The sequence below is a fragment of the Empedobacter sp. UBA6305 genome, from assembly GCF_002440405.1.
Taxonomy (GTDB): domain Bacteria; phylum Bacteroidota; class Bacteroidia; order Flavobacteriales; family Weeksellaceae; genus Empedobacter; species Empedobacter falsenii_B.
Map to the genome: position 1 here is coordinate 1 of NZ_DJTP01000029.1, position 25,690 is coordinate 25,690.

The window sequence follows — 25,690 nt, forward strand, 5'->3', positions numbered from 1 at the left end:
CGAAGTCATGAAGTACGACAGAAACAAATTATATAATTCATTTCCGTTCATTACTTCGAATTTCCCTGGATTGAAACGATTATAACTTGTAGAATAATCTGCATTTACAACCAATCCATTTCCTCTGGCTCTTTTAGTTGTTACAACTACTACTCCATTCGCTCCACGAGAACCATATTGCGCAGTTGCAGCAGCATCTTTTAATACAGAAATTGTTTCAACATCATTTGGATTAATATTTGGTGTTCCATGATAAATCACTCCATCAACTACCCATAAAGCATCTGTTCCTGCAGAAATACTTGTTTTTCCTCTTAAACGTAATGAAGCCGTTGAACCTGGTTGTCCAGAGCTACTTGTAATTCTAAGACCTGCAACTTTACCTTGTAATAAATTGGTAATGTTCGGAGATTTAGCATCCATTAAGTCTTTTGCATTTACAACAGAAACTGCAGCGGTTACCTCTTCCTTACGTTGTGTAGAATATCCAGTTACAACTGCAGTTCCTAAATCTATATTCTCACTTTTAGGATTTAATTGAGTGGATAAATCTCCTAAATTCTCAGAAGTAACGGTAATTTCCTTGCCTTTAATAATTAAAATATCACCGATTTTGGCATCAATATTAAAATCTCCATTTTCATCTGTGTAAGCTGCCTTATCAGTCCCTTTTATTTTTACCTCTACATCTGCTTCTGGAAAACCATCAGAATCTTTTACATGACCTGTAGTTTGAGCATAAGCAAACGATCCAAGAACAAAAAGAAGACTAAAAATTCTAAATTGTTTTTTTCTCATCTCTTGTGTTAAAATTGTTAACAATAAAAGTATTAAAAAAAACACTTAAGAATTACTCTACAATTCAAATACAAAAATAAACCAAGTAATAAAAGAATATATAGAATAATTTTAGGGATTACTTGTTTCAATAAAATATTAAACTATTTTTTCAACTCTTAATAGAATGTTAAGAAATGGTAAAATTTAATATTTTATATTAAACTTTCAAAATCAGCCAAAAAAAATCCGTTCGATAATCGAACGGATTTTATATTTTTCCTAAAAAAGCAGTTTTTAGTAAGCAGCGTCTTTGATACGAGCTTTTTTACCACGTAATGCTCTGAAGTAGAAGATACGAGCTCTACGAACTTTACCTTTTTTGTTTACTTCAATTTTTTGTAACGCTGGCATGTTAACTGGGAAGATACGCTCTACACCAACATCTCCAGACATTTTACGGATTGTGAAAGTTTCTGTAGTTCCTTGTCCTCTTCTTTGGATAACAACCCCTTTAAAGAACTGAACACGAGTTTTTCCACCCTCTGTAATTTCTTGATAAACTGTAATAGTATCACCTGCTGCGAAAGCTGGGAACTCTTTTTTAGCTACGTATTTCTCTTGTACGTATTTTACTAAATTTTCCATTATTATAATTTCAATTTATTTGAATTGAGCAACTTAAACGTCTTTCGTCAGAGGTTGAACAATGTAGATGCAAAATTAATCAAAAATCTTGATTATACAAATGATTCTCTTTCTTTTATGAATGAATTTTTATTAAATCATTTTCAAAAGATTGATTTGTTAATTGTGCTACGACTGATTTCATCGCTAAAAGTCGAGCAGTTTTTTTATCATCTGTCACAATTTCTAGCCAAGATGAACTTTCTGTTCCTGTTTGCTGAAACATTTTGTCAATGTAATTGGTATAAACATCCCATAACTCTTGTGCCTTTTGATCCAATGCCCCTAATTTCCATTGTTTCAATTCGTCATCTTTCCGATCTTGTAATCGTTCTGCTTGTTCTTCTTTCGAAATCGACAGGAAAATTTTAACCAAAATAATTCCATCATCTTGCAAAAGCTTTTCTACTTCTACTACTTGTTTCATAAACTTTGTATGTTGTTCTTCCGTACAAAATCCGAAAACAGGCTCTACAACAGCACGATTATACCAAGAACGATCAAAGAATACAATTTCACCTGCATTTGGTAATTCTTTAAAATATCGCTGAAAATACCATTGTCCTTGTTCTATTTCAGTCGGCTTTGGTAATGCTTCAACACGATATTTTTTAGGGTTTAGAAATTCTGTTATTCTCGAAATTGTTCCTCCTTTTCCAGCTGCATCACGACCTTCAAAAATAATTAACACACGTTTATTCTCTTGAATAACTTTAGATTGTATTTCTAACAATTTTTCTTGAAGTTCTTTTAATTCTTTCTCATAAGCGAGTTGTTCTTTGAACTTCTTTTCTTTTATAATATCATGTCTAACCAAAAAATCAATGATTTCTTGCTTATTATTTATTTTTTCTAAATCATTTAAATCAAATTCAGCCATAGTTTTAGGTTTGATAATTAATTTTCTTCTTCTAAGTTTTGATGTTTCAAAATACGTTTATTTTTATCATCATAAGGTATTTTAGACAAAATATATTCCATCGCCTCTACTCTAGCCTTGTACTTTTTGTTGGCATCAATGATTTTCCAAGGAGCAAAATCTGTATTTGTTTTCGTAAACATTACATCTTTATAAGCTGAATAAACATCAAACAAATCTTGCGCTTTTTGATCTACAGAGCTATACTTCCATCGTTTGGTTGGTGAATTTACAATATCTGCAAAACGTTTTGCTTGTTGTTCTTTTGTAATCGAAAAATAAATTTTAATCAAATATATTCCCGAATTAATCCACATTTTCTCGACATCATTTACCTCGTTCATAAAAGTTTCATATTCCTCTTGTGTACAAAACCCATTTACAGGCTCTACAACAGCTCTATTGTACCAACTTCTATCAAAAAAAACAATTTCTCCTGCACGTGGTAACTGACGAACATAACGTTGAAAATACCATTGTCCTCGTTCTACTTCATTAGGCTTTGGCAGTGCTATAATTCTATGTTCACGAGGATTTAGATGTTCTACAATTCGACGAATTGCACCTCCTTTCCCAGCTGCATCTCGACCTTCAAAAACAATCACAACTTTTCGTTTATTTTCGGCTACCCAAGTTTGTAATTTTATCAATTCTTCTTGTAATTGCTCTATCCTATTTTCATATTTTACAGTACGCAAGGCTTTCGCAAAATTCAACTTTCCATGATCAGATTGTAAAAGTCCAACAAGACCTTTTTTGGTTTCGATTAATTTTAAATCTTTCGGTTTTAGCTCCATTTTCTTACAATTTAAAATTAATGATTCAATTCTTTTACCATTCGATAATAACGTTCAATCACATTTGGATCTACCATTAAATTTACTTCGGCATCCTCTTTTCCTTTATAATTAAACAAAGAAAGCACATAACGAATAGATTCTAATCTTGCCGTATTTTTATCATTTGCGTTGACAATAATCCAAGGCGAAAAAGAGTTGTGCGTGCGCGTAAACATTTGATTGATATAATGCGAAAATTCATCCCAAAGCTCTTGTCCTTTTGCATCGACTGGACTATATTTCCACTTTTTAAGCGGATTATTTAACCTCGAATCAAAACGTGTTTGCTGCTCCTCTTTAGTCACAGAAAACCACAATTTGACAATATATGTCCCTGATTCGTACAACATATGTTCAAATTCTGAAACTTGCACCATAAATTGCTCATATTGTTGCTCGGTACAAAATCCCATAACTGGCTCTACAACTGCTCTGTTGTACCAACTTCTGTCAAAAAAAACAATTTCACCAGCATTTGGTAACTCTTTGATATAACGATTAAAATACCACTGATTTTGTTCGACTTCTGTAGGTTTATTCAATGCAACAACACGCATAGAACGCGGATTAAGATGCTCGCGAAAACGGCGAATTGTACCTCCTTTTCCTGAAGCATCTCGTCCTTCGAAAATGATTGCAACTTTTTTCTTTTCTGTCGAAATCCAATTTTGAAGATTTACTAACTCTGATTGCAGTTTTAGTAACTCATTTTCATATTCAAACTTCTTTATCACATTTTTATAGAGAGGATTTTCTTCTTGATTTTCGACCAAAAAATGCATTAGTTCTTCGGTTGTTGTAAAATCTAAAATCTTACTTTTTTTCATAAATATTTATAGATTGTAAAATCTTTTTTAAGGTAAAAATTTTACAGAACATAAAAGTGAAGATTATGATAAATCTTTCTTTTAAAATCATAAATTTTATCATATTCAACCTCAATCAATTTGGTTAAATTTGTCAATAAATTAGTTTTTTGCGCATACTATTTTTCATATCACTCATATTTTCTATCGCATTTCGTCCTTTAATGCCGATGATAGATTATGTTTTAAATTATGAAGAAATCGCAAATGAACTTTGTGAAAATCGAGAAAAACCTGAATTACTTTGTAATGGTTTTTGCTATTTGAAAGAAGAAATTTCGAAAAGTGAAAAGAATCAGCCAGAAAATCATTTTGTCAAAAATTCGGTCAAAATTTTAGATGCGATTGTTCCTCAAAAACAAATTATTTCTCCAAAAAAGTATTTTACGCAAAAAAATAAATTATCAACTGATCATTATCAAGATATTAATTCTAACTATATTATTCGTTTAGTTTTTCATCCTCCAATTGTTTAATTTTTCTTTTATAGATCTAAACTATAGAATCAGATAACAATTAATTAAAAACAAATAAACAATCTAAAATGAAAAATTTAAAAAACACATTCTCTTTAATAGTCTTAGGGTTTGCATTATTTTCTTGTAATAAAGAGCAAACAAAACAAGAGAATTTTGAAGTAAAGCATGTTTCTCACGAAGAAATGAAAGCTGTAACTAAATTGGATGTTGCGGTTGTGAACGAAGTTGATCCAATTTGCGGAATGAAAACTGCAGATCATTTGAGTGACACAGCTAATTACCAAGGAAAAACGTATGGTTTTTGTTCGACAATGTGCAAAGAAGAGTTTCTAAAAAATCCTGAAAAACATATCCATGAATAAACAATTAATAGCCGTTATTGTTATTATTTTAGGCGTTATAGGAACTGTTTTTTGGCTAAAAAATAAGCCTAAAGATGAACTTTACACGGTAATGAAAGTTCCGGAATTTTCGATGACAAATCAAAATAATCAAACGATTACAAATCGTGATATGTTAGGAAAAGTGTACGTTGTAGAATTTTTCTTTACAAGTTGTCCAACGATTTGCCCAGTAATGAGTAACAATTTACGCACAATAGAAGATGAAATAAATGATGCAAACCTTGGTTTTATTTCGATTACAATTGATCCAAAACGAGATACACCTGCACGATTGTTAGAATATGCAAAACAAATTGGTGTAAAATCACCGAATTGGCATTATTTGACTTCGGATCGAGAAGAAATTGAGCAACTTTCGGATAAATTCAATATTTATGTTGGAAAAGACGAAACAACTGCCGAAGGTCTAAATCACAGCGGAAAACTTGCATTGGTTGATAAACAAGGAAATATCAGAAGTCGATATGATAAAATGGGTGTTCCAATACTGTTTTATTCGGGACTGAATTACAAAGATCCTGAAGGAAAAGAACCTTCTCTAGCTGGAAAATATCATCCTGAAATAGAATTTTTAAAAGAAGATATAAAAAAACTTCTTGCAGAATAAAATTTAAAACCCTCCTAAAAATGGAGGGTTTTGTTTTAATTATAATTTTCTAAATCACAGCAAATTATTGTTTGTCCTTATGGAAAATTGATGGACGGAATGCATCGTGTTGTAAAAGCAAATTTATTGGATTTGAAAACAATAAAAGCGTATCGACTTTCGACCTTACCAAACCCCGATTATATTGATGTAGATCCTGACGATTTACCTTATGATGAAAATTAAAATTTAGAAGTTAAGCAATCAAATCTTGAATGGTTCAGAACATTTAAAGCAATTTATGAAACTGGGACTTTATCTGCTGCTGCGCAACAATTATTTATTTCACAACCTGGTTTTAGCTTACATCTCAATTCGTTAGAAGCCTATACGGGCTACAAATTATTTGATCGATCGGCGCGAAAAATGGTTCCGACTGAAAAAGGAAAAATTTTGTATAATTTTATTTTAGAACCGATTCAAAAATTAGCTGCTGCGGAGCAACATTTTTGGAAAGAAAATTTTAAAGAACATCCAGATTTCAAACCAAATTATATTGTCCCAAATATCAGTTCTATTATTCGTTGTTTGAGCGATGGAAATGGCTTTTCTATTGTTCCCGACTTTTTATGTCAAGAAGCACTAAATTCTGGTAAAATAAAATTGGTTTGGCAAGGTGAAAAACCGTTGGAAAATACACTCTATTTTGGTTCACGAAAAAATACGATTTACGAAAAAGAAATTGAGCAATTGCAACAGATTTTTGTAGATAAATGGTGTAAAGATTTGGGTTAAATACTTCCCAAATCTTTGAAAAACGCAACCAATTGATGATTACTTGTAATTTGTAGCGACTCTTTTAATGAGCCCAATCTCTTTTCTACACTACTTAGACTTGCAGGTTTGATATTATTTTGTTTTAAGTGATTTGAAATATCTTTTAGTAAAATTCCATTCGAAAGCAAAGAAACTAACGTAACATCATACGAAGTTATTTCATACGTATTTTTTTGTTTGATACTACGTTTCATGTCCAATTCCAAATGCATTCCGCCCGCAAAAACAGTTTGTATCGCTTTTTTCAACTCTTTCGAATCTTCTCTTCCTTTCGCCACAAACCCATCTATATGGTATTCCTTGAAAAGATTATCCACCATATCCGCTTTCTTTTCTACCGAAAAAACAATCACTTTCAAATTTGGCTGAATTGCTTTTACAGCTTCAATTAAATCTCGTCCACTTTTCAAGTTTTGCTCGCGATGATCTTCTTCAAAAGACAAATCAGAAATCAATAAATCATAAGGTTGATTGTCGTGCAATGCTTTTTTCACTTTCAAGAATGCATCATCACAATAAAAAGCATAATCAGGATTTTCTACATGTAAATCTTTTAAAACTTTCTGAATCGAAATATTAAAACTCTCAAAATCTTCTGCAATTAATACTTTTTTAAACATACTTTTTATTTAGGTTATTGAATTGGAAATATGATCTTAATTTTTAGACCATTCACATTTTCAGTTTCAAAAATAACATCTCCGTTTAGATTAGAAATACGTGAAACCGTATTTTGCAAACCATTTTTAGGTTTTAAGTCCGAAATCCCAATTCCATTATCTGAATAATTGATAATAATTTGTTGGTTTTCTTCTTTAAAATTTAGTATAACTCGTGAAGCTTCGCTATGTTTTTTCATGTTCGTCAACAATTCTTGCATCACTAAGAAAACCTCTGTTTTAGCATAATCTTTTACGTTTCTCCAAAGTTCTTTTTCATTTCCAATCAAATATATTTTGACTTGTTCCGAATCATAAGAACTTATCAATTGTGCTAATTTTTCTGCAAAATTTTCTTGTTGATTTTCATCAATCCTATCATAGGAAATATCGCGCGAAATTTCATAAACCACCTCCAATTTATCTAAAATTTGATCACGATTAAATTCTGATTTATTCTCAATATCAGACATCACATGATAAATTCCGTTCGCCACTTTATCGTGTACTTTTTTAGAATATTTCAGTTCTGTTTTTTTGACTTCCAAAACCTTTTCTTGTTGCAACAAAACTTTCTCTTGCTCTAATTTTTGCTTTCTTTTTCTGTACAAAAAATATCCAAAAACAAACAAAACGATCAATAAACCGATTAGAATGTAAAGTTTTAAAATATCATTTTTCTTCTTTTCATTCTCTGCTTCAGCATTCAAAAAATCTGCACGATTTTTCTCCGAATCATAACGCACCAACGCAAATTGATTTTTCGCTCTGTTACGTTCTAACTGAATACTATCGTTTAGCTTTTGATAAGCTTCAAAATATTGTTTTGCATTTGTAGGATTGTCTAATAAAATAAGTTGTTGATAAACTTCTAATTTATCGCCCGCACTCTTATTTTCGAAAGCAATTTGTTTTCTTTTATTAGCATAGTCCAAGGCTTTTTTATAATCTAAATTTGAAAAATAATCTGTTAAATGCGCATAACTTGCATTTTGTCCCCACAAATCATTTTCCTTTAATCTAATATTTAACGCTTTATTTAATTCATTTATAACATTGGACTTATTGTCTTTTAACCATTTGGTATATGCTAAATTATCAGTAATTCGCGCATATTCTTTTGGATTTTCAATTGTATTCTTATCTTTTAGTAATTCTTGGTAAATCTTTATCGCTTCATCATACTGCTTATCGTAACGATAACTATTTGCAATGTTATTTTGATTGATAATATAAACATCTTTTTCTTTAGAAAAATCAATTGCTTTTTGATAATAATCTATAGCATCATTAAAATTTCCTAAATCATGAGAAGTTTGCCCTAAAATATTATATGCACTAGAAAGTGTTTCTTTTTCTTCACTTATTTTAGGGTTTAATAATTTTACCGAAGAAATAATTAATTCTTGGCTTCCAAACCAATCTCCTTGATCTTTAGAAATAAAAGCCATATTTATCATACATTTTGATGCTTGATGTTTGTTATTCAGTTTTATAAATTCTGAATATGCTTTATTAAAATAAACATAAGCACTATCATTCTCTTGTTTTTCATAAAACTTCCATGCTTTATCATAAGCTTTATTATCTAAATTATCCTGCTCAATCTCTTTGTTTTTAGACTGTTGACATGAAATAATAAAAAGTATAAAATAAAAAAATAAAATTTTTCTCAAATCTCCATATTTACAACCTAAAGCTAAACAAAAAACGGATAGATTACTCTATCCGTTGATGATTTATTTTTTCACAGGAACATCCCCTTTTTCTCCATTTGTATCACCGTCTATACTATCTGATGAAGTTTGTACAACTGGATGTTGATCTTGTGAAATTGTGTTTGCATTTTGATTTGGTAAAAAGAATCCCAATAAAGCGAATAATAATTCTAACATAGCTTAAATTTTTAATTTTTTGATATAGGTGCTCTTCCTCACAAAACAGATTGCGAGTAGTGTACACGAGAAAAAAGAAGCGCTTCTTTAGTAGGAAGTTTTTTGTAGTCTTGAGAACAATTCAGGAAAAATGCTTCCCTTCAAATCACCTCAACTATTTTCGAGACTACGTTTTCAGAAATCAAGTTTTTTGTTTTTGTTTTGATTTCTATTGCAAAGTAAATACAGAACACAAAGTCGCTGTTAAACAAACAATAGACAAGTTTTGGACAATTATTGGACAGCTTGTTTTACGGTAAACCGTAATTTATTTTGTCCAAAATTTGTCTACTTTGTAAAAGAATTAAAAATGAAATGTCTACGAAAAAATATCTATTCGAAAAAGTTTTTGAGAAAGCAAAAAATGAATTTGGGAGTTGAAGTAAAAATGGAATGTCTGTGCATTTAGAAAAAGTAATTTCAGATGATTATAATTATCCTATAACAAGCAAATCTTTTTTCAAGATATTTTGATGATTTCGTGAAAGAAAATAATTTAAAGAAGGAAATAAGTCCTGATTTATTAAACATTCTTGCTCATTATATCGGTTATGAAAGTTTTGGAGATTTTAATCAAAAAAATCAGCAGACAAAAAAATGAAGAAAAAGAAGTTAATGTAGAAGAAATCGCATCCGTAGAACCAATAATAGATAATAATATTTCTGAAGAAGAATCAATAATTAATCTTCCATCAAAAAAGAATAATTTCTTTCAGAAAATAAAACTTCAACGAAATAAAGTAATTGCTGGAAGTGGTATTGCTATGATTTTGGCTAGCGGAGGATTATTTCTTAATTCAATGAATCAAAATTCGTCTTGTATGGTTTGGAAAGAAAATCATTATGAAGAAATAGAATGCGAAAAAACTTCGCCACAAATGAATGCTGTTCCATATAACGAAGCTGTTTTTCAATTGAAGAAAATCACAAAACCTGATACTTTAAATTTTAAAAATGCACTTGATAAAGTTTGGTATACAAAGAAAAATGGTGAAGTAGAATTTTTTACCAATTATGGTTTACATTCCGAAAATGGTAAAACATTGAAACCTGTCACAAAATATATTTTAACTAAATATGTCTTAAATAATGAACAATAAAAAACACTCAACATGCGAGATGAAGAGTGTTTTGATTGTTAGAAATGATATATAAAATTTAGAAAATTTTAAAAAGAATTCGAATACTAAATGTGATCACTAAAAAAGCTACAGCCAAAATAGCAACTTTCTGAGGTATTTTGCCTGCTAATTTCGCAGCAATTGGCGCTGCTAAAGCTCCTCCAATTATTAAACCTGCAATGATAAAACCATGACTTACGCCCAAAGCTGCAAAAAAAGTCAACGATGCAGAAAGTGTCACAAAAAACTCGGCTAAACTAACTGTTCCTACTACTAAGTTTGATTTTTTTCCTTTTGCTAATAAAGTTGATGTCACGACAGGTCCCCAACCTCCACCACCAAAAGCATCTAAAAAACCTCCAGCAAATCCTAAAAATCCAACCCGTTTTACTTTTTTGCGTTCGATTTTTTTTCTGAATGCTAAAATAATTAATCGAATTCCGATGATCAACGTATACGAAGCTAAAATTCCGTAAGTAATTGTTTCATATTTGTTTCCCAAATAAACCAATAATAATGATCCCGAAACTGCTCCAATAACACCTGGAATAGCCAATGCCAATAATAATTTTTTGTTTACATTTCCAAATCTATAATGCGAAAAACCACTAATTCCGCTCGAAAACATTTCGGCAGTATGAATACTACCACTTATCGAGGGCAGATTGACACCAAACAACATCATGCTTGTGGAACACGTTACACCATATCCCAAGCCAACTGCTCCGTCTACCATTTGAGCGAAAAAGCCAACAGCCAACATAATGTAAAAAACATTTGGAATGTGAATCACAAAATCTTTCGCTTCCGAAAAACTGACGATTGATGACAAAGCATATCCTAAGAATAATGCGAAGAATACCAAGGTAATTTCGGTTACTAAACGTTTGTATTTTTTTGTCGATTTTTTCCCTTCGAATGAAGACGTTAAATGATTCAAATCAGTTAGTTTTTGATTAAAATCTCCTTTGTGATTGTTTCTGATTTTATTTAAACTTTCAATGTTTTCATCAATTGAATCTGGAATAACATCAGAAAAATACTCTCTCAAACGTTTTGCCATTATAGGAGATTGTCCATTTGTAGAAATCGCAATTTTAAGATGACCTTTATTCACAATCGAACCTAAATAAAAATCGCACAAATCTGGCTGATCAGCTGCATTAACCAAAATTCCTTTTTCATTTGCTTTTTGCTTCACTTCTTGCGAAGTTTCTTTGTTATCGGTTGCAACAATCACTAAATCTACATCCTCCAAATCACTCGATTCGAACGCATGAGTTTCGTGTTTAATTGTTGAATGTTGAGCAAAAATATCTTTCAATTCTTGTTTAAAATCCTTTGCTACAACTTTCAAATTGATCGAAGGATTTTGTTTGATTAGCGTCGTAACCTTTTCTAATCCTACATTTCCTCCGCCAACAATCAGGAAGCGCAAATGTTCTGTTTTTAAAAATATCGGGAATAAATTATTTTTCATTGTTCTTAAAGGGATTTAACTAATTAACCGAAAAATATTTTCGATAGGTAAAATCTCCGAATGTTTCATTGTCTATTTTTTCATTTGTATAACTTTCGAAAACTTGATCTAGCTCATTCAAAATCTCAGTCTCATTGACTTTTTCTTTATAAATTTTATTCAAACGAACACCATATCGATCTCCACCCAACCTCAAATTATAATGTCCAGCAGAAGTCCCTACAAAACCAATTTCCGAAACATACGAACGACCGCAACCATTTGGACAGCCCGTCATACAAATAGAAATATCATCATTTTGAAGTTGATGTTTTTCTAGCAAAGGCTCTATTTTATTCACCAATTCTGGCAAATAACGTTGCGCTTCTGCTAAAGCCAATGGACAAGTTTGTAAAGCCACGCATGCCATCGAATTTTTTCTAAGTTCACTAATATCTTTGTGAATAGAATACTTTTCTAAAAGCTGTTCAACTATAGCTTTATTTTCAATTGAAATCTCACCTAACAATAAATTTTGATTCGCTATAAAAATAAAATTATTGATATTTAATAAAGCCAATTCATGTAAAAATGCTTTCTGATTAGACTGTACAACTCCATTCTCCACAAATAAAGTGTAATACCACATTCTGTTATTCACTTGTCGCCAATCATAAATATCAGAACGCTCCGTAAATTGATAAGGCTGAGAAGGCTCTAATTTAAAACTAACACGTTTTTCTAATTCAGACTTGAAACCATCAACCGTTAATTTATCAACTGTATACTTTAGTCTCGCTAATTTTCGATCGCCACGATTCCCAAAATCACGCTGAATTGTCAATACTTCATAAGCAACTTTCAACACTTTTTCTTCAGAATCAACAAAACCAATTTCGGTTGATAAACGCGAATATGTATTTGGATTTCCGTGAGTTGTTGACAAACCTCCACCAACAGCGATATTGAAACCTTTCAATTCATTATTTTCGATAATCGCAATCAGTCCCAAATCATTTGCAAAAACATCTACATCATTAGTTGGCGGAATAGCAATTGCAATTTTAAATTTTCGAGGTAAATAGCGGTCTTCATACAAATCATCTTTCTCTGTTTCGCGTTCGTAAATCTTTTCATTATCCACAAAAATCTCATAATAAGCTTGTGTTTTAGGCAACAAATGTTTTGATAATTTATCTGCATATGCATGAATTTGAGCATGAATTGGCGAAAGCAACGGATGAGAACTCGCAATTACATTTCGGTTTACATCGCCACAAGCTGAGATAGAATCTAACGTTGCTTGGTCAAACGATTGTAAAGTTGGACGCAATTGATGTTTCAAAATTCCGTGCAATTGAATGGTTTGACGCGTTGTAATTTTTAAAACGCCTGTTCCATATTGTTCAGAAGTTTCGTGAATTGCCAACCATTTATCAGCGTCAATAATTCCACCCGGAATACGCAAACGAATCATAAACGAATACAATTTGTCTAACTTTTTTTCTGCGCGTTCTTCTCGTCTATCGCGATCATCTTGCACATACATTCCGTGAAATTTCACCAAAGCTTCGTCATCTGCACGTACATTTCCAGTGTGATTATCTAGCTCTATACTTTCTTTTAACGTACCGCGAAGTCCGTCACTTTTTATTTTAATTCCTTCTATAGGAGATTGTTTTTCTATACTCATTTTATTAGTTATTGGTTGATTAGTAAACATCTTTTTGGTAGCGACCTTCTTCTTCCAATTGTTCCAGAAAATTTTTCGCTGAAACCTCATCTTGATTTGATTCTTTTGCTATTAATTCGATCAAAGCACTTTCTACATCTGTACTCATTCCGTCTTTTTGACCGCAGACATACAAATACGCACTTTCGTTTAACCTATTTTAAAGTTCTTTTCCTCGTTCTTTCACTCGATCTTGCACATAAATTTTATGTTTTTGATCTCTCAAAAAAGCTGTATCTAATTTGCTTAAAACTCCTGTTGAAAGCCATTCCTGAATTTCAGTTTGATAATAGAAATCCGAAACAAAATGTTGTTCACCAAAAAACAACCAGTTTTTACCTTCTGCGCCAATTGCATCACGATGTGTCAAAAAACTACGAAAAGGTGCAATTCCTGTTCCCGGACCAATCATAATTACCGATTGATTTTCATCTGGAAGTTTGAAATTTTTATTTTTATGAATGTAAAATTCTATGGATTTATCATGCTCAAAATCTGCTAAAAACTGAGAACATAATCCAGTTTTTTGTTGATCAGAAACTGAAAAAGTATTCAGACTAACCGTTAAATGAATTTCATTATCATATGCTTCATTCGATGATGAAATCGAATATAAACGTGGTGCAATTGGATGCAAAAGATTTAAAATATCATCAAATTTCATTGTAGATTCTGACGAATAATATTTTGATAATAAATCAATTAAATCAATCTTAGTTTCAAGAATTTCTACATTTAAAATTGTTGCAAATTGATCGATTGATTTTTTAGAAAGTGCTCTAATATTTTTTTCTTCAAGTTCTTTTGCGCGATTTTCTTCATTGAAAAATTTTGCAATCGTTAAAATTTCGGTTTGATTATTTTTTGGATAAACACCCAAAGCATCACCTGGTTCGTAATCTACTTGCTCATCAACTGCTATTTCGATATGATACGTTTCATTGTTTGAATCTCTATCATTCAAAACGATTTCATCTTTTATAATTCCTTCGTACGATTTTTTCTGCGTTGAAGAATTTTGCAATTTTTGAGATTGTACAACCGTTGAATTTCCTTCTGATTGAATAGTTTTTAAAATATCCGCAAACCAATTTTCGGCAATTTCTTGATAATCTAAATCTACTTTTACCAAATCGAAAACGCGTTGTGCGCCTAGTTTTCCAAATAATTCATCAATTTCTTCTCCTGATTTACAGAAAAACGGATAAGAAGTATCGCCCAAACCAAAAACAGCAAACTTAGTTTGATTTAATTTTAGATCAGAGTTACTCAAATTATCATAGAATTTTTGCGCATTTTGAGGTAAATCTCCATCTCCTTGCGTACTAAAAATTTGAATTAAGAATTCTTCCTTTTCAATTTTTTCGAGTGGATATTGAAACGCTTCAATCGCTTTGGCTTGAATTTTATTCATCTTAAAAATTCCAAGCAATTGATTAGCTAATTTCTTCGCATTTCCTGTTTCAGTTCCATAGATTATTGTAGGTTTGATTGAGGTTAAAACTTTTTGTTCTTGAGGTACTTCTTGTGTTTGATTTGCAACTAATCCAGCCAAATAACCATTTGTCCAAATAATTTCGTCACGTGATAATTCTTTGACTAAACTTTTTACTAAGTTCAATTTTTCGTTAGCTAGCATAAGAAATTGTTGTTTTATGGTTATCAAAATATGAGTTGGAAGTTGGTTGTTCATCTAACCAAGCGAATGATTGATGCAAATTAACAACATGACCAACGATAATTAAAGTTGGTACAAAATCAAAGGTTGGTAAATGTTTTTCTACAATATTTTCAAAAATAAAAAACTTGCGTTTTCTGATCTGGAGTTGTCGCTTGTTGAATAACTGCTAAACCTTTTTCGGTATCAATTCCATTCAAAATCAACTGATCAGCTAAAGTTTGCAAACGCTGTACACTCATATAAAAAACCAATGTATCAGACGTTTTTGCCCAATCTTTCCATTGTTTGTGTTCAATAGATTTCAAATCGCACAACGTCAACATGCGAACTCCTTTCGAATGATTTCGCGCTGTCAATGGAATTCTCGTGTAAGCTGCAGCACCAAAAGCAGCCGAAATACCTGGAATTATTTCGTACGGAACATGATTTTTTTTCAAGGTTTCTAATTCGTCCAAAATATTAGAGAAAAGTGAAGCATCACCTCCTTTCAATCGAACCACTAATTTTCCTTGCATTACAAACTCAATCATCATATCGTTAATATCTTTTTGAGGCGTATGAATGCCTTTCGAACATTGTTTTCCGACATAAATAACCAACGCATCTTTTGACGCATATTCGTCTATTAACACTGGAGAAACCAAGCGATCTGTCAAAATAACATCTGCTTTTTTTGATATAATTTAATGTTTTGAGCGTCACCAATTCTGGATCTCCATGACCAGCGCCAGCCAAAATTACTTTTCCTATTGTTGTTTGCATGTTTGTAATAAATAAGTTGATTGATAAGATTTAATTGATGTTTTAATCAATAAACATCAAAGCAGCGACTGTATTTTTCGTTGTTTCGTCAATCAAAATGGCATTTCCTGTATGAATATTTTCTTTGAAAGAATCAAAAAATAAAGGTTGATTTGTTTTTAAAACAACTTGTCCAATATCATTTAACTTGATTTCTTCAGATGGAATAAATTCCCAATTATTAATATCCCATTGTTGATCGATTGTTTTGATTTTTGCACGAACCGAATGAAAACGATGTTGCAACACATACGTTTTTCCTTGTTGTAATGCATTATTGTCTAACCAACAAATCCACGCTTTTAGCACATTTGTAGTTTGCGGTTCTTCGGAAGTTTTTACAATTGTGTCTCCTCTACTGATATCTATATTATTTTCGAGATGAATCACAACATTTTCTCCTGCTTCAGCATGTTGTACTTCTTCCAAATGACGTTCTATTTTAACAATTTTTGATTCGATATTTGATGGATAAACTTTAATAGAATCCCCAACTTTGTAGGCTCCACTCAAAATTTGCCCCGCATAACCTCTATAATCGTGATGCTCTTCATCTTTTGGACGAATTACCCATTGAACCTGAAAACGAGCTGCTAAATTTTTATCTGTTTCAATCGAAATTGTTTCCAATTGATGCAATAATGTTTCTCCATTGTACCAAGGCGTTTTTGCAGATTTTTCGACAATATTATCGCCAACCAAAGCAGAAACTGGAATAAAAGTTACTTCATCATAATTCAATTGATCTTGAATTTGTTGAAAATTATTTTTTATCTTTTCGAAAATATCTTGTGAATAATCAACCAAATCAATTTTATTAATGGCGATAATTGCTTTTTTAATTCCCATTAACGATCCAATACTTGCATGACGTTTTGTTTGAGAAGTGATTCCTTTACGTGCATCAACCAAAATAATAATCAACTCTGAATTTGAAGCTCCTGTAATCATATTTCGCGTGTATTGCTCATGTCCAGGCGCATCTGCAATAATAAATTTTCGTTTTGCAGTCGAAAAATATTTGTACGCTACGTCTATTGTAATTCCTTGTTCGCGCTCGGCACGTAAACCATCTGTAATCAAAGACAAATCAATTTCGTCGTCTTCATTTGATTTACGTTTTTCTAAAACACCCAATTGATCGGTGTGAATACTATTCGAATCGTAAAGTAAACGCCCTATTAAAGTACTTTTACCATCGTCTACGTTTCCTGCTGTTATAAATTTTAATGCATTCATTTTACTTAATTCCTATAGATATTATAGAGTTTTGTTTAAAAAAATTTTGACTTAGAAATAACCTTGTTTTTTACGTTCTTCCATCGCCGATTCTGACAATTGATCATCCAAACGAGTTTGTCCTCTTTCGCTAATTCTTGTATTGATAATATCAATAATAATATCTTCAATCGTAGAAGAATCTGAAGGTACAGCCGCTGTACACGTCATATCACCAACCGTTCTGTATCGTACTTTTTCTACCACAACTTCATCGTCTGCATTTGGCTGAATAAAATCTGAAGTCGCTATTAATTTATCATTGTAAACAATACATTCACGCTCGTGAGCAAAGTATAAATTTGGCAATTCGATGTTATTTTGTTTGATATAATTCCAAACATCTAATTCTGTCCAATTGCTAATCGGAAAAACACGAACATTATGTCCTTTTTCAATTCTTCCGTTCAAAATATTCCACAATTCAGGACGTTGAAGTTTCGGGTCCCATTGGCCAAAATCATCACGAACTGAGAAAATACGCTCTTTTGCACGTGCTTTTTCTTCATCGCGACGAGCTCCTCCAATACATGCATCAAATTCATTTTCTTCAATCACATCTAATAACGCATACGTTTGTAAGGCATTACGAGAAGGAAAACGGCCAGAAGTTTCTTTCAGATTATATTTTTTTATAGCATTTTCTACAGAGGCTACAATCAATTTTTCACCGATTTTATCAACCAAATAATCTCTAAATTTTATCGCTTCAGGAAAATTGTGTCCTGTATCTACGTGTACTAAAGGAAAAGGAAATTTCCCTGGACGAAAGGCTTTCAAAGCTAAATGAATCAAAACAATCGAATCTTTTCCTCCTGAAAATAACAATGCTGGACGCTCAAATTGAGCAGCTGTTTCTCTCAGAATGTAGATTGCTTCGTCTTCTAATTGATTTAAATAATTTTTTTCTTGACTTGACATTCTTTCTAACTTTCTAACTTATTTTTTGACAATAAAAAACTCCTCAAAATTTTAGAGGAGTTCATGAACTATTATTTTCGTAATTAATACATCACAACATATTCCACCTCTTGTAAAGAGCGACACATATACATTGACATATTAAATACTATTTTTTTCATTTTTCATGTTACATTTCTGAGTTCAAAATTATATTATTTTTCTAAATAAATATAATTAATAGAATAGTTTAAATAACAAACCTATTTTTCAAACAATTTAAAGAAAATTATCCTAAATAAGTTTATTCAATATAATAATAATCTATAAAACCGATAGATTTTATGTTGTAAAAGTAAAAATTTTATTTAAAATACAAAGATTGATTCCAAAAAAAGATAAAAAATTGAATATTTCGGGGACTTGCTTACCTTTGCAAAATGTCAAGAAAAGCGAAACAAAAAATCATATTAAATAATATAGAAGTTTTACGTGCTGGTGCAAAAGGTGTATCGGTTGGTAAAACAGAGGAAGGAAAAACGGTTCTGATAAAAGGCGCAATTCCAGGAGACGTTGTAGATGTACACGTTTTGAAGAAAAAAAGCAGCTATTTAGAAGGACAAGCAATCGAAATTCACACAAAATCTCCTTATCGCGTTCAGCCAGAATGTGAGCATTTTGGTGTTTGCGGTGGTTGTAAATGGCAAGATATGAGCTATGATGCGCAATTAAAATTTAAGCATGACGAAGTGGTTAACAATTTGGTTCGTATCGGAGGTTTCAAAGATTTAGATGCTGAAATTGTTCCAATTTTAGGTTCTAAAGAACAATATTTTTACCGTAATAAATTAGAGTTTACTTTTTCTAATGCACGTTGGTTAACGTTAGAAGAAATTCAGTCTGGGAAAGAATTTGACGACCGTGACGTAGTTGGATTCCATATTCCTGGTGCTTGGTCTAAAGTTTTGGATGTTACAAAATGTCACTTGCAACGTGATCCTTCTAATGCGATTCGTGTCGAAGCAAAACGTTTTGCATTAGAGCATCATTTAGATTTCTTCGATTTAAAAAATCAAGAAGGTTTATTAAGAACATTAATGATTCGTACTTCTCAGAATGGACAAGTAATGGTTTTGGTTCAATTCTTCCGAGAAGAGAAAGAAAATCGTGAAGCTTTCTTACAAAACTTGAAAGATAAATTCCCTGAAATCACATCTTTATTGTATGCAATCAATCCAAAACAAAACGATTCTGTTTATGATTTAGATATCGAAGTTTTTGCTGGAGATGATCATATTATGGAAAAGATGGAAGATTTGAACTTCAAAATTGGTCCAAAATCTTTCTATCAAACAAATCCAGAACAAGCTTACGAATTATATAAATTAACACGTGATTTTGCAGGTTTAACTGGAGATGAATTAGTATACGATTTATATACTGGAACTGGAACAATTGCGCAATTCGTTTCGAAAAAAGCGAAAAAAGTAGTTGGTGTAGAATCTGTTCAAGAAGCAATTGATGCAGCAAAAGCGGCTGCAAAATTTAATGGAATTGATAATTGTGATTTCTATTGTGGTGATATGAAAGATGTATTGAATCAAGATTTCATTAACGAACACGGAATTCCAGATGTAATTATTACTGATCCTCCACGTGATGGAATGCATAAAAAAGTGGTTGAAAATATTTTGTTTATGAATCCTAAACGTGTTGTTTATGTTTCGTGTAACTCTGCTACACAAGCGCGCGATTTAGAATTGATGAAAGATCAATATAAAATTGTTAAAGTTCAACCAGTTGATATGTTTCCACAAACACATCATGTAGAAAATATTGTACTTTTAGAGCGAATTTAAAATTCAATCAAAAAAAAAATGAAAAATATTCAACGTTTTCTAGCCTACTCAATTTTTGCTTCTATAATTTCTTTAGCATTTTATAGTTGTGAAGATGATGATATTTGTACCGACGAAGGTGATGTTCCACGCATGGTTGCTGATATGTATTATGATGGAACTAATGTTCCTTTGGAAGATTCTATTTATTATTGGGCGTATGTTTATAATGATTCGATTACGAAAGGAATTAGAGAAGCTACAGGAACGAGTAAAGATACTGTCTTAATCGAAAAAAATTCTGCTTTAGGGAAAACAAGTTTCGGAATTACTTTGCGTCAAAATAGTAAAAAAGAGATTTACTATACTATAGCGCAAGGTCCAGATATAGATGTAAAAGATTCTATAACGGGTAAAGTCATCAGAACAATTCCTGCAAAACGTGATCGATTGATTTTAAAATACGATACGCTTGGAAATGGCTATACTTCTAAAGCTTGTGGTTTTGGATTAACTTTTAAAGGAGTTGATGTAAAATTGGTAACAAAAACTGGAAATGGAGCTGGAAATTGGATAAAGAAAATAGAAACTGTAAATACTGAAATTAAAGATGGTTCGACAACTATTATTAAGCTTTTTGCTGACGAGCGCAATTAATTTTGCATTTGGTCAAGAAAATAAAACTGATTCAACAAAAGTTTCGGTTACAGATTCTATTCTCAAAAAAAAATACCACGATATTTTTATCGGTGTAGACGTTTTCAATCCAATTGTTTCTGCTTTCAACGATAAAAAAGGAGTTAGCGCTTATGCTTCTTATCAAATCAATAATAAGTGGCATGCCGTTGTAGAAGCTGGTTTCGAGAAAAATAATTTCAATGAAATCAATTGGGATGTTGATGTTGACGGCGTTTTTGCAAAACTTGGTGCAAACTGGTTTATAACGCAAGATATCGAAAATCAATCGAACGGAATTTACATTGGTGGACGAATTGCGTATTCTAAATATTCGCAAACCATCAATAGTTATCCGATTAGAGATTTACAATCGAATGAGATTACAGGAACAGGAAGTTTGCCAAAAGCGAATGTAAGCAGTTATTGGATAGAAGCTGTGGTTGGTGGACGTGTAGAGATTTTCAAGAATTTTTATGGTGAGTTAGCCTTGCATCCTGCAGCTTATATTGGAGGTAAAAAAGATCAAGGAATTAATCCTTTGGTTATTCCTGGTTACGGAAAATACAGTGGTCCTTTCAATATGCCAGTTTTTTGGGGAATTGCTTATAAGATAAAGTAAAACTAAGGTTAAGATTTAGACTAAAGTTAAGATAAAGTATACAAAAAAAGGAACTCTAAATTGAGTTCCTTTTATGTTGATGCGAAGCTGAAATGAATTCAGCTTGACATTCTTTCTCTACATTATCATTAATAATCCTTAAATTAGTTTATCTAACTAAGTCATCCTGAATTCGTTTCAGTAACATATCATATAAGGAATTCTGAAAATATATTATGTTTATATACTTACAAACAAATATCGAACTGTTTTTTATATTGGAGTTACCAACAATTTAATTAAAAGAATAGAAGCTCATAAAGAAGGAATTGGTTCAGCTTTCACTCAAAAATACAATGTAAAATCATTAATTTATTTTGAAGATTTTACTTCAATTAGTCAAGATATGTTAAGAGAAAAGCAATTGAAAAATTGGAAACGGGAATGGAAAATTAATTTAATTAAATCTAAAAATCCAAATTTAGAAGATATTAGTATTCTATAATAAACAAAAAAGGAACTCTAAATTGAGTTCCTTTTTATATGTTCTAAAAAGATTTATAGATTAATCCAAAACCTTTGCTCCTTTTACTTTTTGATTCGTTAAAGCAATATCCAAAACTTCTTTCATTTCTTTTACAAAATGAAAAGTCATTCCTTTTACGTATTCTGCTTTAATTTCTTCAATATCTTTTCGGTTATCTTCGCACAAAATAATTTCTTTGATATTTGCACGTTTTGCCGCTAAAATTTTCTCTTTAATTCCGCCAACTGGCAACACTTTTCCACGAAGTGTGATCTCACCTGTCATTGCTAATTTTGCTTTTACTTTTCGTTGTGTAAAAGACGAAACCAAAGACGTCAACATTGTAATTCCGGCAGATGGTCCATCTTTTGGCGTTGCTCCTTCCGGAACGTGAATATGAACTTTATAATTCTCGAAAACTTCTGGTTTAATTCCCAATTCATCCGCATGCGATTTGATATATTCTAACGCAATTGTCGCAGATTCTTTCATCACAGTTCCAAGATTTCCTGTAATCGAAAGTCCTCCATTTTTCGCTTTTGATAAAATAGATTCGATAAATAAAATATCTCCACCAACACTTGTCCAAGCTAAACCTACTACAACTCCAGGTACCTCATTATTCTCATATTGATCTGGTGTAATAGAAGGTCCTAAAATTTTAGAAATATCTTCGATTGAATATTTAGCATTAAACTCTTCTTCCAACGCAATATGTTTTGCAGCTGAACGAACCAATTTTGCAACTTTCTGATTCAATTTTCGAACTCCCGATTCGCGCGTATAACCCGTAATCAAATATTCGATTTCTTTTTTACCTAACACAACATCTTTCTCTTTTAAGCCATGTTCTGTTAATTGTTTTGGTAGAAGGTGACGTTTTACGATTTCAGATTTTTCCTCGATTGTATAACCTGCAATATTAATCATCTCCATACGATCGCGTAACGGACTTGGAATATCTCCAATATTATTAGCTGTCGCAATGAAAAATACTTTCGATAAATCGTAGCCAATTTCTAAGAAATTATCATAAAAAGTTGAATTTTGCTCTGGATCTAAAACCTCTAACATTGCTGATGAAGGATCTCCATGCGCACTAGCCGACATTTTATCAATCTCATCTAAAACAAAAACCGGATTCGACGATTCAGATTTTTTGATTGACTGTAAAATTCTTCCTGGCATCGCTCCAATATAGGTTTTACGATGACCACGAATCTCAGATTCATCGTGTAAACCACCCAACGACATACGTACATATTTGCGCCCAATCGCTTCTGAAATAGATTTCCCCAACGATGTTTTACCAACACCCGGAGGTCCATACAAACAAAGAATTGGCGAACGCATATCTCCTTTCAATTTCAACACAGCAAGATGCTCCAAAATGCGTTCTTTCACATCTTCTAAACCATAATGATCATGATCTAAAATTTTCTTTGCATTCTTGATATCAAAGTTATCTTTTGTCAAGGTATTCCAAGGTAAATCCAACATAAATTCAAGGTAATTACGCTGAATATTATGTTCTGGCATTTGCGGATTTAGACGAGAAAGACGGTTGATTTCTTTATCAAAATGATTTGCTACATCTTCGCTCCAACTTTTCGTTAAAGCACGTTTGCGCATTTCATTAATTTCTTCTTCTGTCGAATTCCCTCCTAATTCTTCTTGAATCGATTTGATTTGTTGATTTAAGAAATATTCTTTTTGTTGTTGATCTAATTCTTTGCGAACTTTATTCTGAATCGTATTCTTTAATTCCAATTTCTGAAGCTCAACATTCATAAAACGCATCACTTCCATTGCGCGAAGTTTCATATCAGAAATTTCTAATAACAACTGTTTTTCATCTAAACTTAACGTCAAATTAGACGCTACAAAGTTGATTAGAAATGTATTACTTTCGATACTTTTTATAGCTCCTGCAGCTTCCGAAGGCAACATTGGATTTTCTTCTACAATCTGAAAAGCTAAATCACGAATTGATTCAATAATAATTGGATATTCTTTGTTGCGTGATGTCGGAACTTTTTCTGTCAAAATTTCTACTTCAGCCTTGAAATAAGGATCATTTGATACAAATTCTTTAACTTTGAAGCGTTTCATCCCTTGTAAAATCACCGTAATGTTTCCATCTGGCAATTTTATCATTCGCATGATTTTCGCAACTGTACCAACTGTATACAAATCGTCTTGTGTAGGATCTTCCACAGCAATTTCTTTCTGCGAAAGCACTCCAATAATGCGATCTTCTTTGTAAGCTTGTGTTAAAAGTTGTATAGATTTATCTCTACCCGCGGTAATTGGCGCAACCACACCCGGAAATAAGACAGTGTTTCTTAACGATAAAATAGGCAATACCGAAGAAATATCTTGCTTATTTAGCTTACTTTCTTCGTCTTTACTCATCAAAGGAATTAATTCGATTTCTTCTTCCATTACTTGTGCTAATGACAAATTGTCTATGTTCATAATTTTTTTATACGTTCAAAGTGTCAGTAAAACTATTTTTAACTGACGAAAGCCTTTCATAATAACAACATTATTAAGATTTGAATCTTGTCTAAAGCATTTAGAAAAGCGAGTATAAATAAGTCAAACGTTATGCCAATAAAATATATTGTCAGTTTTTCAATAAAGGTTTTGAATGAGGATGAATAATTATTTTCACAAAGATAAATTTTATTCATAGTTTTAATATCAATTACACAAATAAAATCAATGATAAAATATTACATATTCTTCATACTATTTATTTTAGGTTATATTACCATTTTTTCTCAATGGTCTGGCTTTTCTCCAATTTCAGAAACCTACTCTTCTAATGGGATATATAAATTAAAATCTATTTCATATGATAATTTTATACCTAATTTGAAAGGTGAATCAATTATATTTTTTAATCGAGAACGTGATAGCTTGAGACAAAATAAGGTATATTATAAACTAAATAGATCATTTGATTTAAATGAAAATTTTCCTTTCTTCCTTGCAATAAGTAATGATGGGAGAAAAATAATCTATTTTACAAATTATATAAACAGCAAAGATTTAGAGGAAAGAAATGTGACTTATTATATTGATGGAAAAATAGCTAAAACTTATTCCTCTGAAGAGTTTACCAATTGTGATAAAAACAAAGAGAAATGCAGACTATTTTATGAAGCCGAAAATAGAAATTTGTTCGAAAACTATACTTCTACCTACAAAGAGTACAATAAATCTTTATCAGAGAAAGATATTTTTTTAACTAAAAATTTCATCTTCAATAAAAATGATATTATTTACCTTATAGATAACAGAAAAAAGGTAACACTTTTTGATTTAGACAAAGGTGAAATAATCAAGTCTAATATTGATTTTGATTCTATTTATCCTGCAATAAAAAATATTGAACCTATAAAGAGTAAAATTTCAAATTATGAATATCCATATAAATATATAATAGATGTCAAAAACTCTCTTACTAATGAAAAAATAGCAGAAAGTATTAGTAAACTATCTAACTTAAAATTTATTCCGCTTGAGGATTCAACTTATAATAAATACAAACTTCATCAAATAGAAATAAGCGACTATTTAAATAGAAATGGAAAATTTGAAATCGAAAATTTAGAAACAGATTCTATTTTTAATAAACAACAAATTGAAAACTATCTTTTAAATTCAACTTTTGAAACTGATTTTATTCCAAAAGAAGTTGACAAAATATATATCACAAATTTCTTTGGTAGCTATAGAAATTATGATGATAGAATTGCTGAATTAGAAACAATAAAAGATAAAGAAAAAAGAAGAATTGAAAGTGAAAAAAGACTTACTTTAGAAAAAATTGATAATATATACATTCCAAAAAATTTATATGAATCATTAACAGAATTAGATAAAATATTAGATTTCGAAAGCAAAAAACAACTCAAAGAATCAACAAATACTTTTATATTTAATTCTCACATGGGTGGTTTGGGTATGTGGATAAGAAACAATTGGGGAATTAATGGTGGTTCTAGATTATCGAAATATTTTAATGATAGAAATATTGGAAAACAAATGTTTGGAAACGTGTGGATATCCTAACGAAAGTT

The 25,690-nt window shown here is 31.2% G+C and carries 26 protein-coding genes and 1 pseudogene; 11 read left to right on the forward strand and 16 right to left on the reverse strand.

The features are described from left to right. The 5 genes from B3M86_RS07630 to ppk2 (B3M86_RS07650) all read right to left on the reverse strand — a co-directional run. On the reverse strand, positions 1-798 hold a 798-nt coding region (locus tag B3M86_RS07630), incomplete at its 3' end, for a TonB-dependent receptor plug domain-containing protein (protein ID WP_219035057.1). Between the two features lie 276 nt (positions 799-1,074). Continuing rightward, entirely contained in the window at positions 1,075-1,425 is a 351-nt protein-coding gene (rplS, locus tag B3M86_RS07635; protein WP_019975296.1) for a 50S ribosomal protein L19, read from the reverse strand. A gap of 115 nt (positions 1,426-1,540) precedes the next feature. Further along, positions 1,541-2,344: a polyphosphate kinase 2 gene (ppk2, locus tag B3M86_RS07640; RefSeq protein ID WP_291046653.1), complete on the reverse strand. Its 804-nt coding sequence runs from the start codon at positions 2,342-2,344 to the stop codon at positions 1,541-1,543. A 17-nt stretch (positions 2,345-2,361) separates the two neighbouring features. Continuing rightward, complete coding sequence (gene ppk2, locus B3M86_RS07645) at positions 2,362-3,180, reverse strand: polyphosphate kinase 2 (protein ID WP_125348818.1); 819 nt, start codon at positions 3,178-3,180, stop codon at positions 2,362-2,364. A 17-nt stretch (positions 3,181-3,197) separates the two neighbouring features. Then, the gene (gene ppk2 / locus B3M86_RS07650) at positions 3,198-4,004 is read right to left on the reverse strand and encodes a polyphosphate kinase 2 (RefSeq protein ID WP_312150877.1); all 807 of its coding nucleotides are present in this window, start codon (positions 4,002-4,004) and stop codon (positions 3,198-3,200) included. 254 nt (positions 4,005-4,258) lie between these two features. Here ppk2 (B3M86_RS07650) and B3M86_RS07655 point away from each other — a divergent pair, with 254 nt between their 5' ends. The 5 genes and pseudogenes from B3M86_RS07655 to B3M86_RS07675 all read left to right on the forward strand — a co-directional run. After that, positions 4,259-4,564: a hypothetical protein gene (locus tag B3M86_RS07655; RefSeq protein ID WP_125348816.1), complete on the forward strand. Its 306-nt coding sequence runs from the start codon at positions 4,259-4,261 to the stop codon at positions 4,562-4,564. Positions 4,565-4,632: 68 nt separating this feature from the next. Next, positions 4,633-4,929: a YHS domain-containing protein gene (locus B3M86_RS07660; protein WP_219035055.1), complete on the forward strand. Its 297-nt coding sequence runs from the start codon at positions 4,633-4,635 to the stop codon at positions 4,927-4,929. Beyond that, a complete protein-coding gene (locus B3M86_RS07665) occupies positions 4,922-5,578 on the forward strand; it encodes an SCO family protein (RefSeq protein WP_219035054.1) in 657 nt (218 codons plus the stop codon). The genes B3M86_RS07660 and B3M86_RS07665 overlap by 8 nt, the downstream gene beginning before the upstream one ends. Before the next feature lie 90 nt (positions 5,579-5,668). Beyond that, positions 5,669-5,803 (forward strand): hypothetical protein, encoded by a 135-nt coding sequence (locus tag B3M86_RS07670; protein ID WP_257468223.1) that lies wholly within the window; start codon positions 5,669-5,671, stop codon positions 5,801-5,803. Between the two features lie 15 nt (positions 5,804-5,818). Continuing rightward, positions 5,819-6,352, forward strand: a pseudogene (locus B3M86_RS07675) (LysR family transcriptional regulator); the annotation flags it as partial. On the opposite strand, the gene B3M86_RS07680 reads toward B3M86_RS07675, so the two are convergent. From B3M86_RS07680 to B3M86_RS07690, 3 genes are all read right to left on the reverse strand, one after another. Further along, positions 6,349-7,014 (reverse strand): response regulator, encoded by a 666-nt coding sequence (locus tag B3M86_RS07680; protein WP_221856653.1) that lies wholly within the window; start codon positions 7,012-7,014, stop codon positions 6,349-6,351. The pseudogene B3M86_RS07675 and the gene B3M86_RS07680 sit on opposite strands and share 4 nt — an antisense overlap. A gap of 14 nt (positions 7,015-7,028) precedes the next feature. Beyond that, on the reverse strand, positions 7,029-8,729 hold the full coding sequence (locus B3M86_RS07685; RefSeq protein ID WP_291075572.1) for a tetratricopeptide repeat-containing sensor histidine kinase: 1,701 nt from the start codon (positions 8,727-8,729) through the stop codon (positions 7,029-7,031). A 63-nt stretch (positions 8,730-8,792) separates the two neighbouring features. Beyond that, complete coding sequence (locus B3M86_RS07690; protein WP_291046670.1) at positions 8,793-8,948, reverse strand: hypothetical protein; 156 nt, start codon at positions 8,946-8,948, stop codon at positions 8,793-8,795. Between the two features lie 590 nt (positions 8,949-9,538). Between B3M86_RS07690 and B3M86_RS07695 the strand changes: the two genes are divergently transcribed. Then, positions 9,539-10,087: a hypothetical protein gene (locus B3M86_RS07695; RefSeq protein ID WP_221856659.1), complete on the forward strand. Its 549-nt coding sequence runs from the start codon at positions 9,539-9,541 to the stop codon at positions 10,085-10,087. 58 nt (positions 10,088-10,145) lie between these two features. Here B3M86_RS07695 and B3M86_RS07700 read toward each other — a convergent pair whose 3' ends face one another. The 7 genes from B3M86_RS07700 to cysD all read right to left on the reverse strand — a co-directional run bounded on the left by B3M86_RS07700 (position 10,146) and on the right by cysD (position 17,980). Next, positions 10,146-11,588 carry a TSUP family transporter gene (locus B3M86_RS07700; protein ID WP_221856661.1) on the reverse strand — a complete coding sequence of 481 codons (1,443 nt, stop codon included), beginning with the start codon at positions 11,586-11,588 and terminating at the stop codon, positions 10,146-10,148. A 19-nt stretch (positions 11,589-11,607) separates the two neighbouring features. After that, on the reverse strand, positions 11,608-13,260 hold the full coding sequence (locus B3M86_RS07705) for an NADPH-dependent assimilatory sulfite reductase hemoprotein subunit (protein ID WP_291064554.1): 1,653 nt from the start codon (positions 13,258-13,260) through the stop codon (positions 11,608-11,610). 19 nt (positions 13,261-13,279) lie between these two features. Then, positions 13,280-13,408 carry a hypothetical protein gene (locus tag B3M86_RS07710; protein ID WP_291046682.1) on the reverse strand — a complete coding sequence of 43 codons (129 nt, stop codon included), beginning with the start codon at positions 13,406-13,408 and terminating at the stop codon, positions 13,280-13,282. A gap of 51 nt (positions 13,409-13,459) precedes the next feature. Continuing rightward, positions 13,460-14,938 carry a diflavin oxidoreductase gene (locus B3M86_RS07715; RefSeq protein WP_291046685.1) on the reverse strand — a complete coding sequence of 493 codons (1,479 nt, stop codon included), beginning with the start codon at positions 14,936-14,938 and terminating at the stop codon, positions 13,460-13,462. Between the two features lie 152 nt (positions 14,939-15,090). Continuing rightward, a complete protein-coding gene (locus B3M86_RS07720; protein ID WP_260509644.1) occupies positions 15,091-15,636 on the reverse strand; it encodes a uroporphyrinogen-III C-methyltransferase in 546 nt (181 codons plus the stop codon). Between the two features lie 148 nt (positions 15,637-15,784). Further along, entirely contained in the window at positions 15,785-17,020 is a 1,236-nt protein-coding gene (locus B3M86_RS07725) for a sulfate adenylyltransferase subunit 1 (protein WP_219035045.1), read from the reverse strand. A gap of 51 nt (positions 17,021-17,071) precedes the next feature. After that, complete coding sequence (cysD, locus tag B3M86_RS07730) at positions 17,072-17,980, reverse strand: sulfate adenylyltransferase subunit CysD (protein WP_219035044.1); 909 nt, start codon at positions 17,978-17,980, stop codon at positions 17,072-17,074. Positions 17,981-18,399: 419 nt separating this feature from the next. On the opposite strand from cysD, the gene rlmD reads away from it, so the two are divergent. The 4 genes from rlmD to B3M86_RS07750 all read left to right on the forward strand — a co-directional run bounded on the left by rlmD (position 18,400) and on the right by B3M86_RS07750 (position 21,578). Continuing rightward, positions 18,400-19,818, forward strand: coding sequence for a 23S rRNA (uracil(1939)-C(5))-methyltransferase RlmD (gene rlmD / locus B3M86_RS07735; RefSeq protein ID WP_221856669.1), 1,419 nt, complete (start codon positions 18,400-18,402; stop codon positions 19,816-19,818). A gap of 18 nt (positions 19,819-19,836) precedes the next feature. Further along, entirely contained in the window at positions 19,837-20,454 is a 618-nt protein-coding gene (locus B3M86_RS07740) for a DUF6452 family protein (protein ID WP_221856671.1), read from the forward strand. After that, entirely contained in the window at positions 20,408-21,094 is a 687-nt protein-coding gene (locus B3M86_RS07745) for a DUF6048 family protein (RefSeq protein ID WP_291046699.1), read from the forward strand. The genes B3M86_RS07740 and B3M86_RS07745 overlap by 47 nt, the downstream gene beginning before the upstream one ends. A gap of 223 nt (positions 21,095-21,317) precedes the next feature. Beyond that, positions 21,318-21,578, forward strand: coding sequence for a GIY-YIG nuclease family protein (locus tag B3M86_RS07750; protein ID WP_312067505.1), 261 nt, complete (start codon positions 21,318-21,320; stop codon positions 21,576-21,578). Positions 21,579-21,638: 60 nt separating this feature from the next. On the opposite strand, the gene lon is transcribed toward B3M86_RS07750, so the two are convergent. Further along, positions 21,639-24,077: an endopeptidase La gene (gene lon, locus B3M86_RS07755; RefSeq protein ID WP_280035558.1), complete on the reverse strand. Its 2,439-nt coding sequence runs from the start codon at positions 24,075-24,077 to the stop codon at positions 21,639-21,641. Positions 24,078-24,326: 249 nt separating this feature from the next. Here lon and B3M86_RS07760 point away from each other — a divergent pair, with 249 nt between their 5' ends. Beyond that, positions 24,327-25,682 carry a DUF6794 domain-containing protein gene (locus B3M86_RS07760; RefSeq protein WP_291075574.1) on the forward strand — a complete coding sequence of 452 codons (1,356 nt, stop codon included), beginning with the start codon at positions 24,327-24,329 and terminating at the stop codon, positions 25,680-25,682. The last annotated feature ends 8 nt before the right edge of the window (positions 25,683-25,690 follow it).

Coding starts and splice junctions, on each gene's coding strand:
- B3M86_RS07695 (WP_221856659.1), top strand. CDS start 9,539: ATGAAAGTTTTGGAGATTTTAATCAAAAAAATCAGCAGACAAAAAAAT.
- B3M86_RS07745 (WP_291046699.1), top strand. CDS start 20,408: ATGGTTCGACAACTATTATTAAGCTTTTTGCTGACGAGCGCAATTAAT.
- B3M86_RS07725 (WP_219035045.1), bottom strand. CDS start 17,020: ATGAATGCATTAAAATTTATAACAGCAGGAAACGTAGACGATGGTAAA.
- B3M86_RS07670 (WP_257468223.1), top strand. CDS start 5,669: ATGGACGGAATGCATCGTGTTGTAAAAGCAAATTTATTGGATTTGAAA.
- B3M86_RS07760 (WP_291075574.1), top strand. CDS start 24,327: ATGATAAAATATTACATATTCTTCATACTATTTATTTTAGGTTATATT.
- B3M86_RS07715 (WP_291046685.1), bottom strand. CDS start 14,938: ATGCTAGCTAACGAAAAATTGAACTTAGTAAAAAGTTTAGTCAAAGAA.
- ppk2 (WP_125348818.1), bottom strand. CDS start 3,180: ATGGAGCTAAAACCGAAAGATTTAAAATTAATCGAAACCAAAAAAGGT.
- B3M86_RS07700 (WP_221856661.1), bottom strand. CDS start 11,588: ATGAAAAATAATTTATTCCCGATATTTTTAAAAACAGAACATTTGCGC.
- ppk2 (WP_312150877.1), bottom strand. CDS start 4,004: ATGCATTTTTTGGTCGAAAATCAAGAAGAAAATCCTCTCTATAAAAAT.
- ppk2 (WP_291046653.1), bottom strand. CDS start 2,344: ATGGCTGAATTTGATTTAAATGATTTAGAAAAAATAAATAATAAGCAA.
- cysD (WP_219035044.1), bottom strand. CDS start 17,980: ATGTCAAGTCAAGAAAAAAATTATTTAAATCAATTAGAAGACGAAGCA.
- B3M86_RS07665 (WP_219035054.1), top strand. CDS start 4,922: ATGAATAAACAATTAATAGCCGTTATTGTTATTATTTTAGGCGTTATA.
- B3M86_RS07710 (WP_291046682.1), bottom strand. CDS start 13,408: ATGAGTACAGATGTAGAAAGTGCTTTGATCGAATTAATAGCAAAAGAA.
- lon (WP_280035558.1), bottom strand. CDS start 24,077: ATGAACATAGACAATTTGTCATTAGCACAAGTAATGGAAGAAGAAATC.
- rlmD (WP_221856669.1), top strand. CDS start 18,400: ATGTCAAGAAAAGCGAAACAAAAAATCATATTAAATAATATAGAAGTT.
- B3M86_RS07705 (WP_291064554.1), bottom strand. CDS start 13,260: ATGAGTATAGAAAAACAATCTCCTATAGAAGGAATTAAAATAAAAAGT.
- B3M86_RS07740 (WP_221856671.1), top strand. CDS start 19,837: ATGAAAAATATTCAACGTTTTCTAGCCTACTCAATTTTTGCTTCTATA.
- rplS (WP_019975296.1), bottom strand. CDS start 1,425: ATGGAAAATTTAGTAAAATACGTACAAGAGAAATACGTAGCTAAAAAA.
- B3M86_RS07655 (WP_125348816.1), top strand. CDS start 4,259: ATGATAGATTATGTTTTAAATTATGAAGAAATCGCAAATGAACTTTGT.
- B3M86_RS07680 (WP_221856653.1), bottom strand. CDS start 7,014: ATGTTTAAAAAAGTATTAATTGCAGAAGATTTTGAGAGTTTTAATATT.
- B3M86_RS07660 (WP_219035055.1), top strand. CDS start 4,633: ATGAAAAATTTAAAAAACACATTCTCTTTAATAGTCTTAGGGTTTGCA.
- B3M86_RS07690 (WP_291046670.1), bottom strand. CDS start 8,948: ATGTTAGAATTATTATTCGCTTTATTGGGATTCTTTTTACCAAATCAA.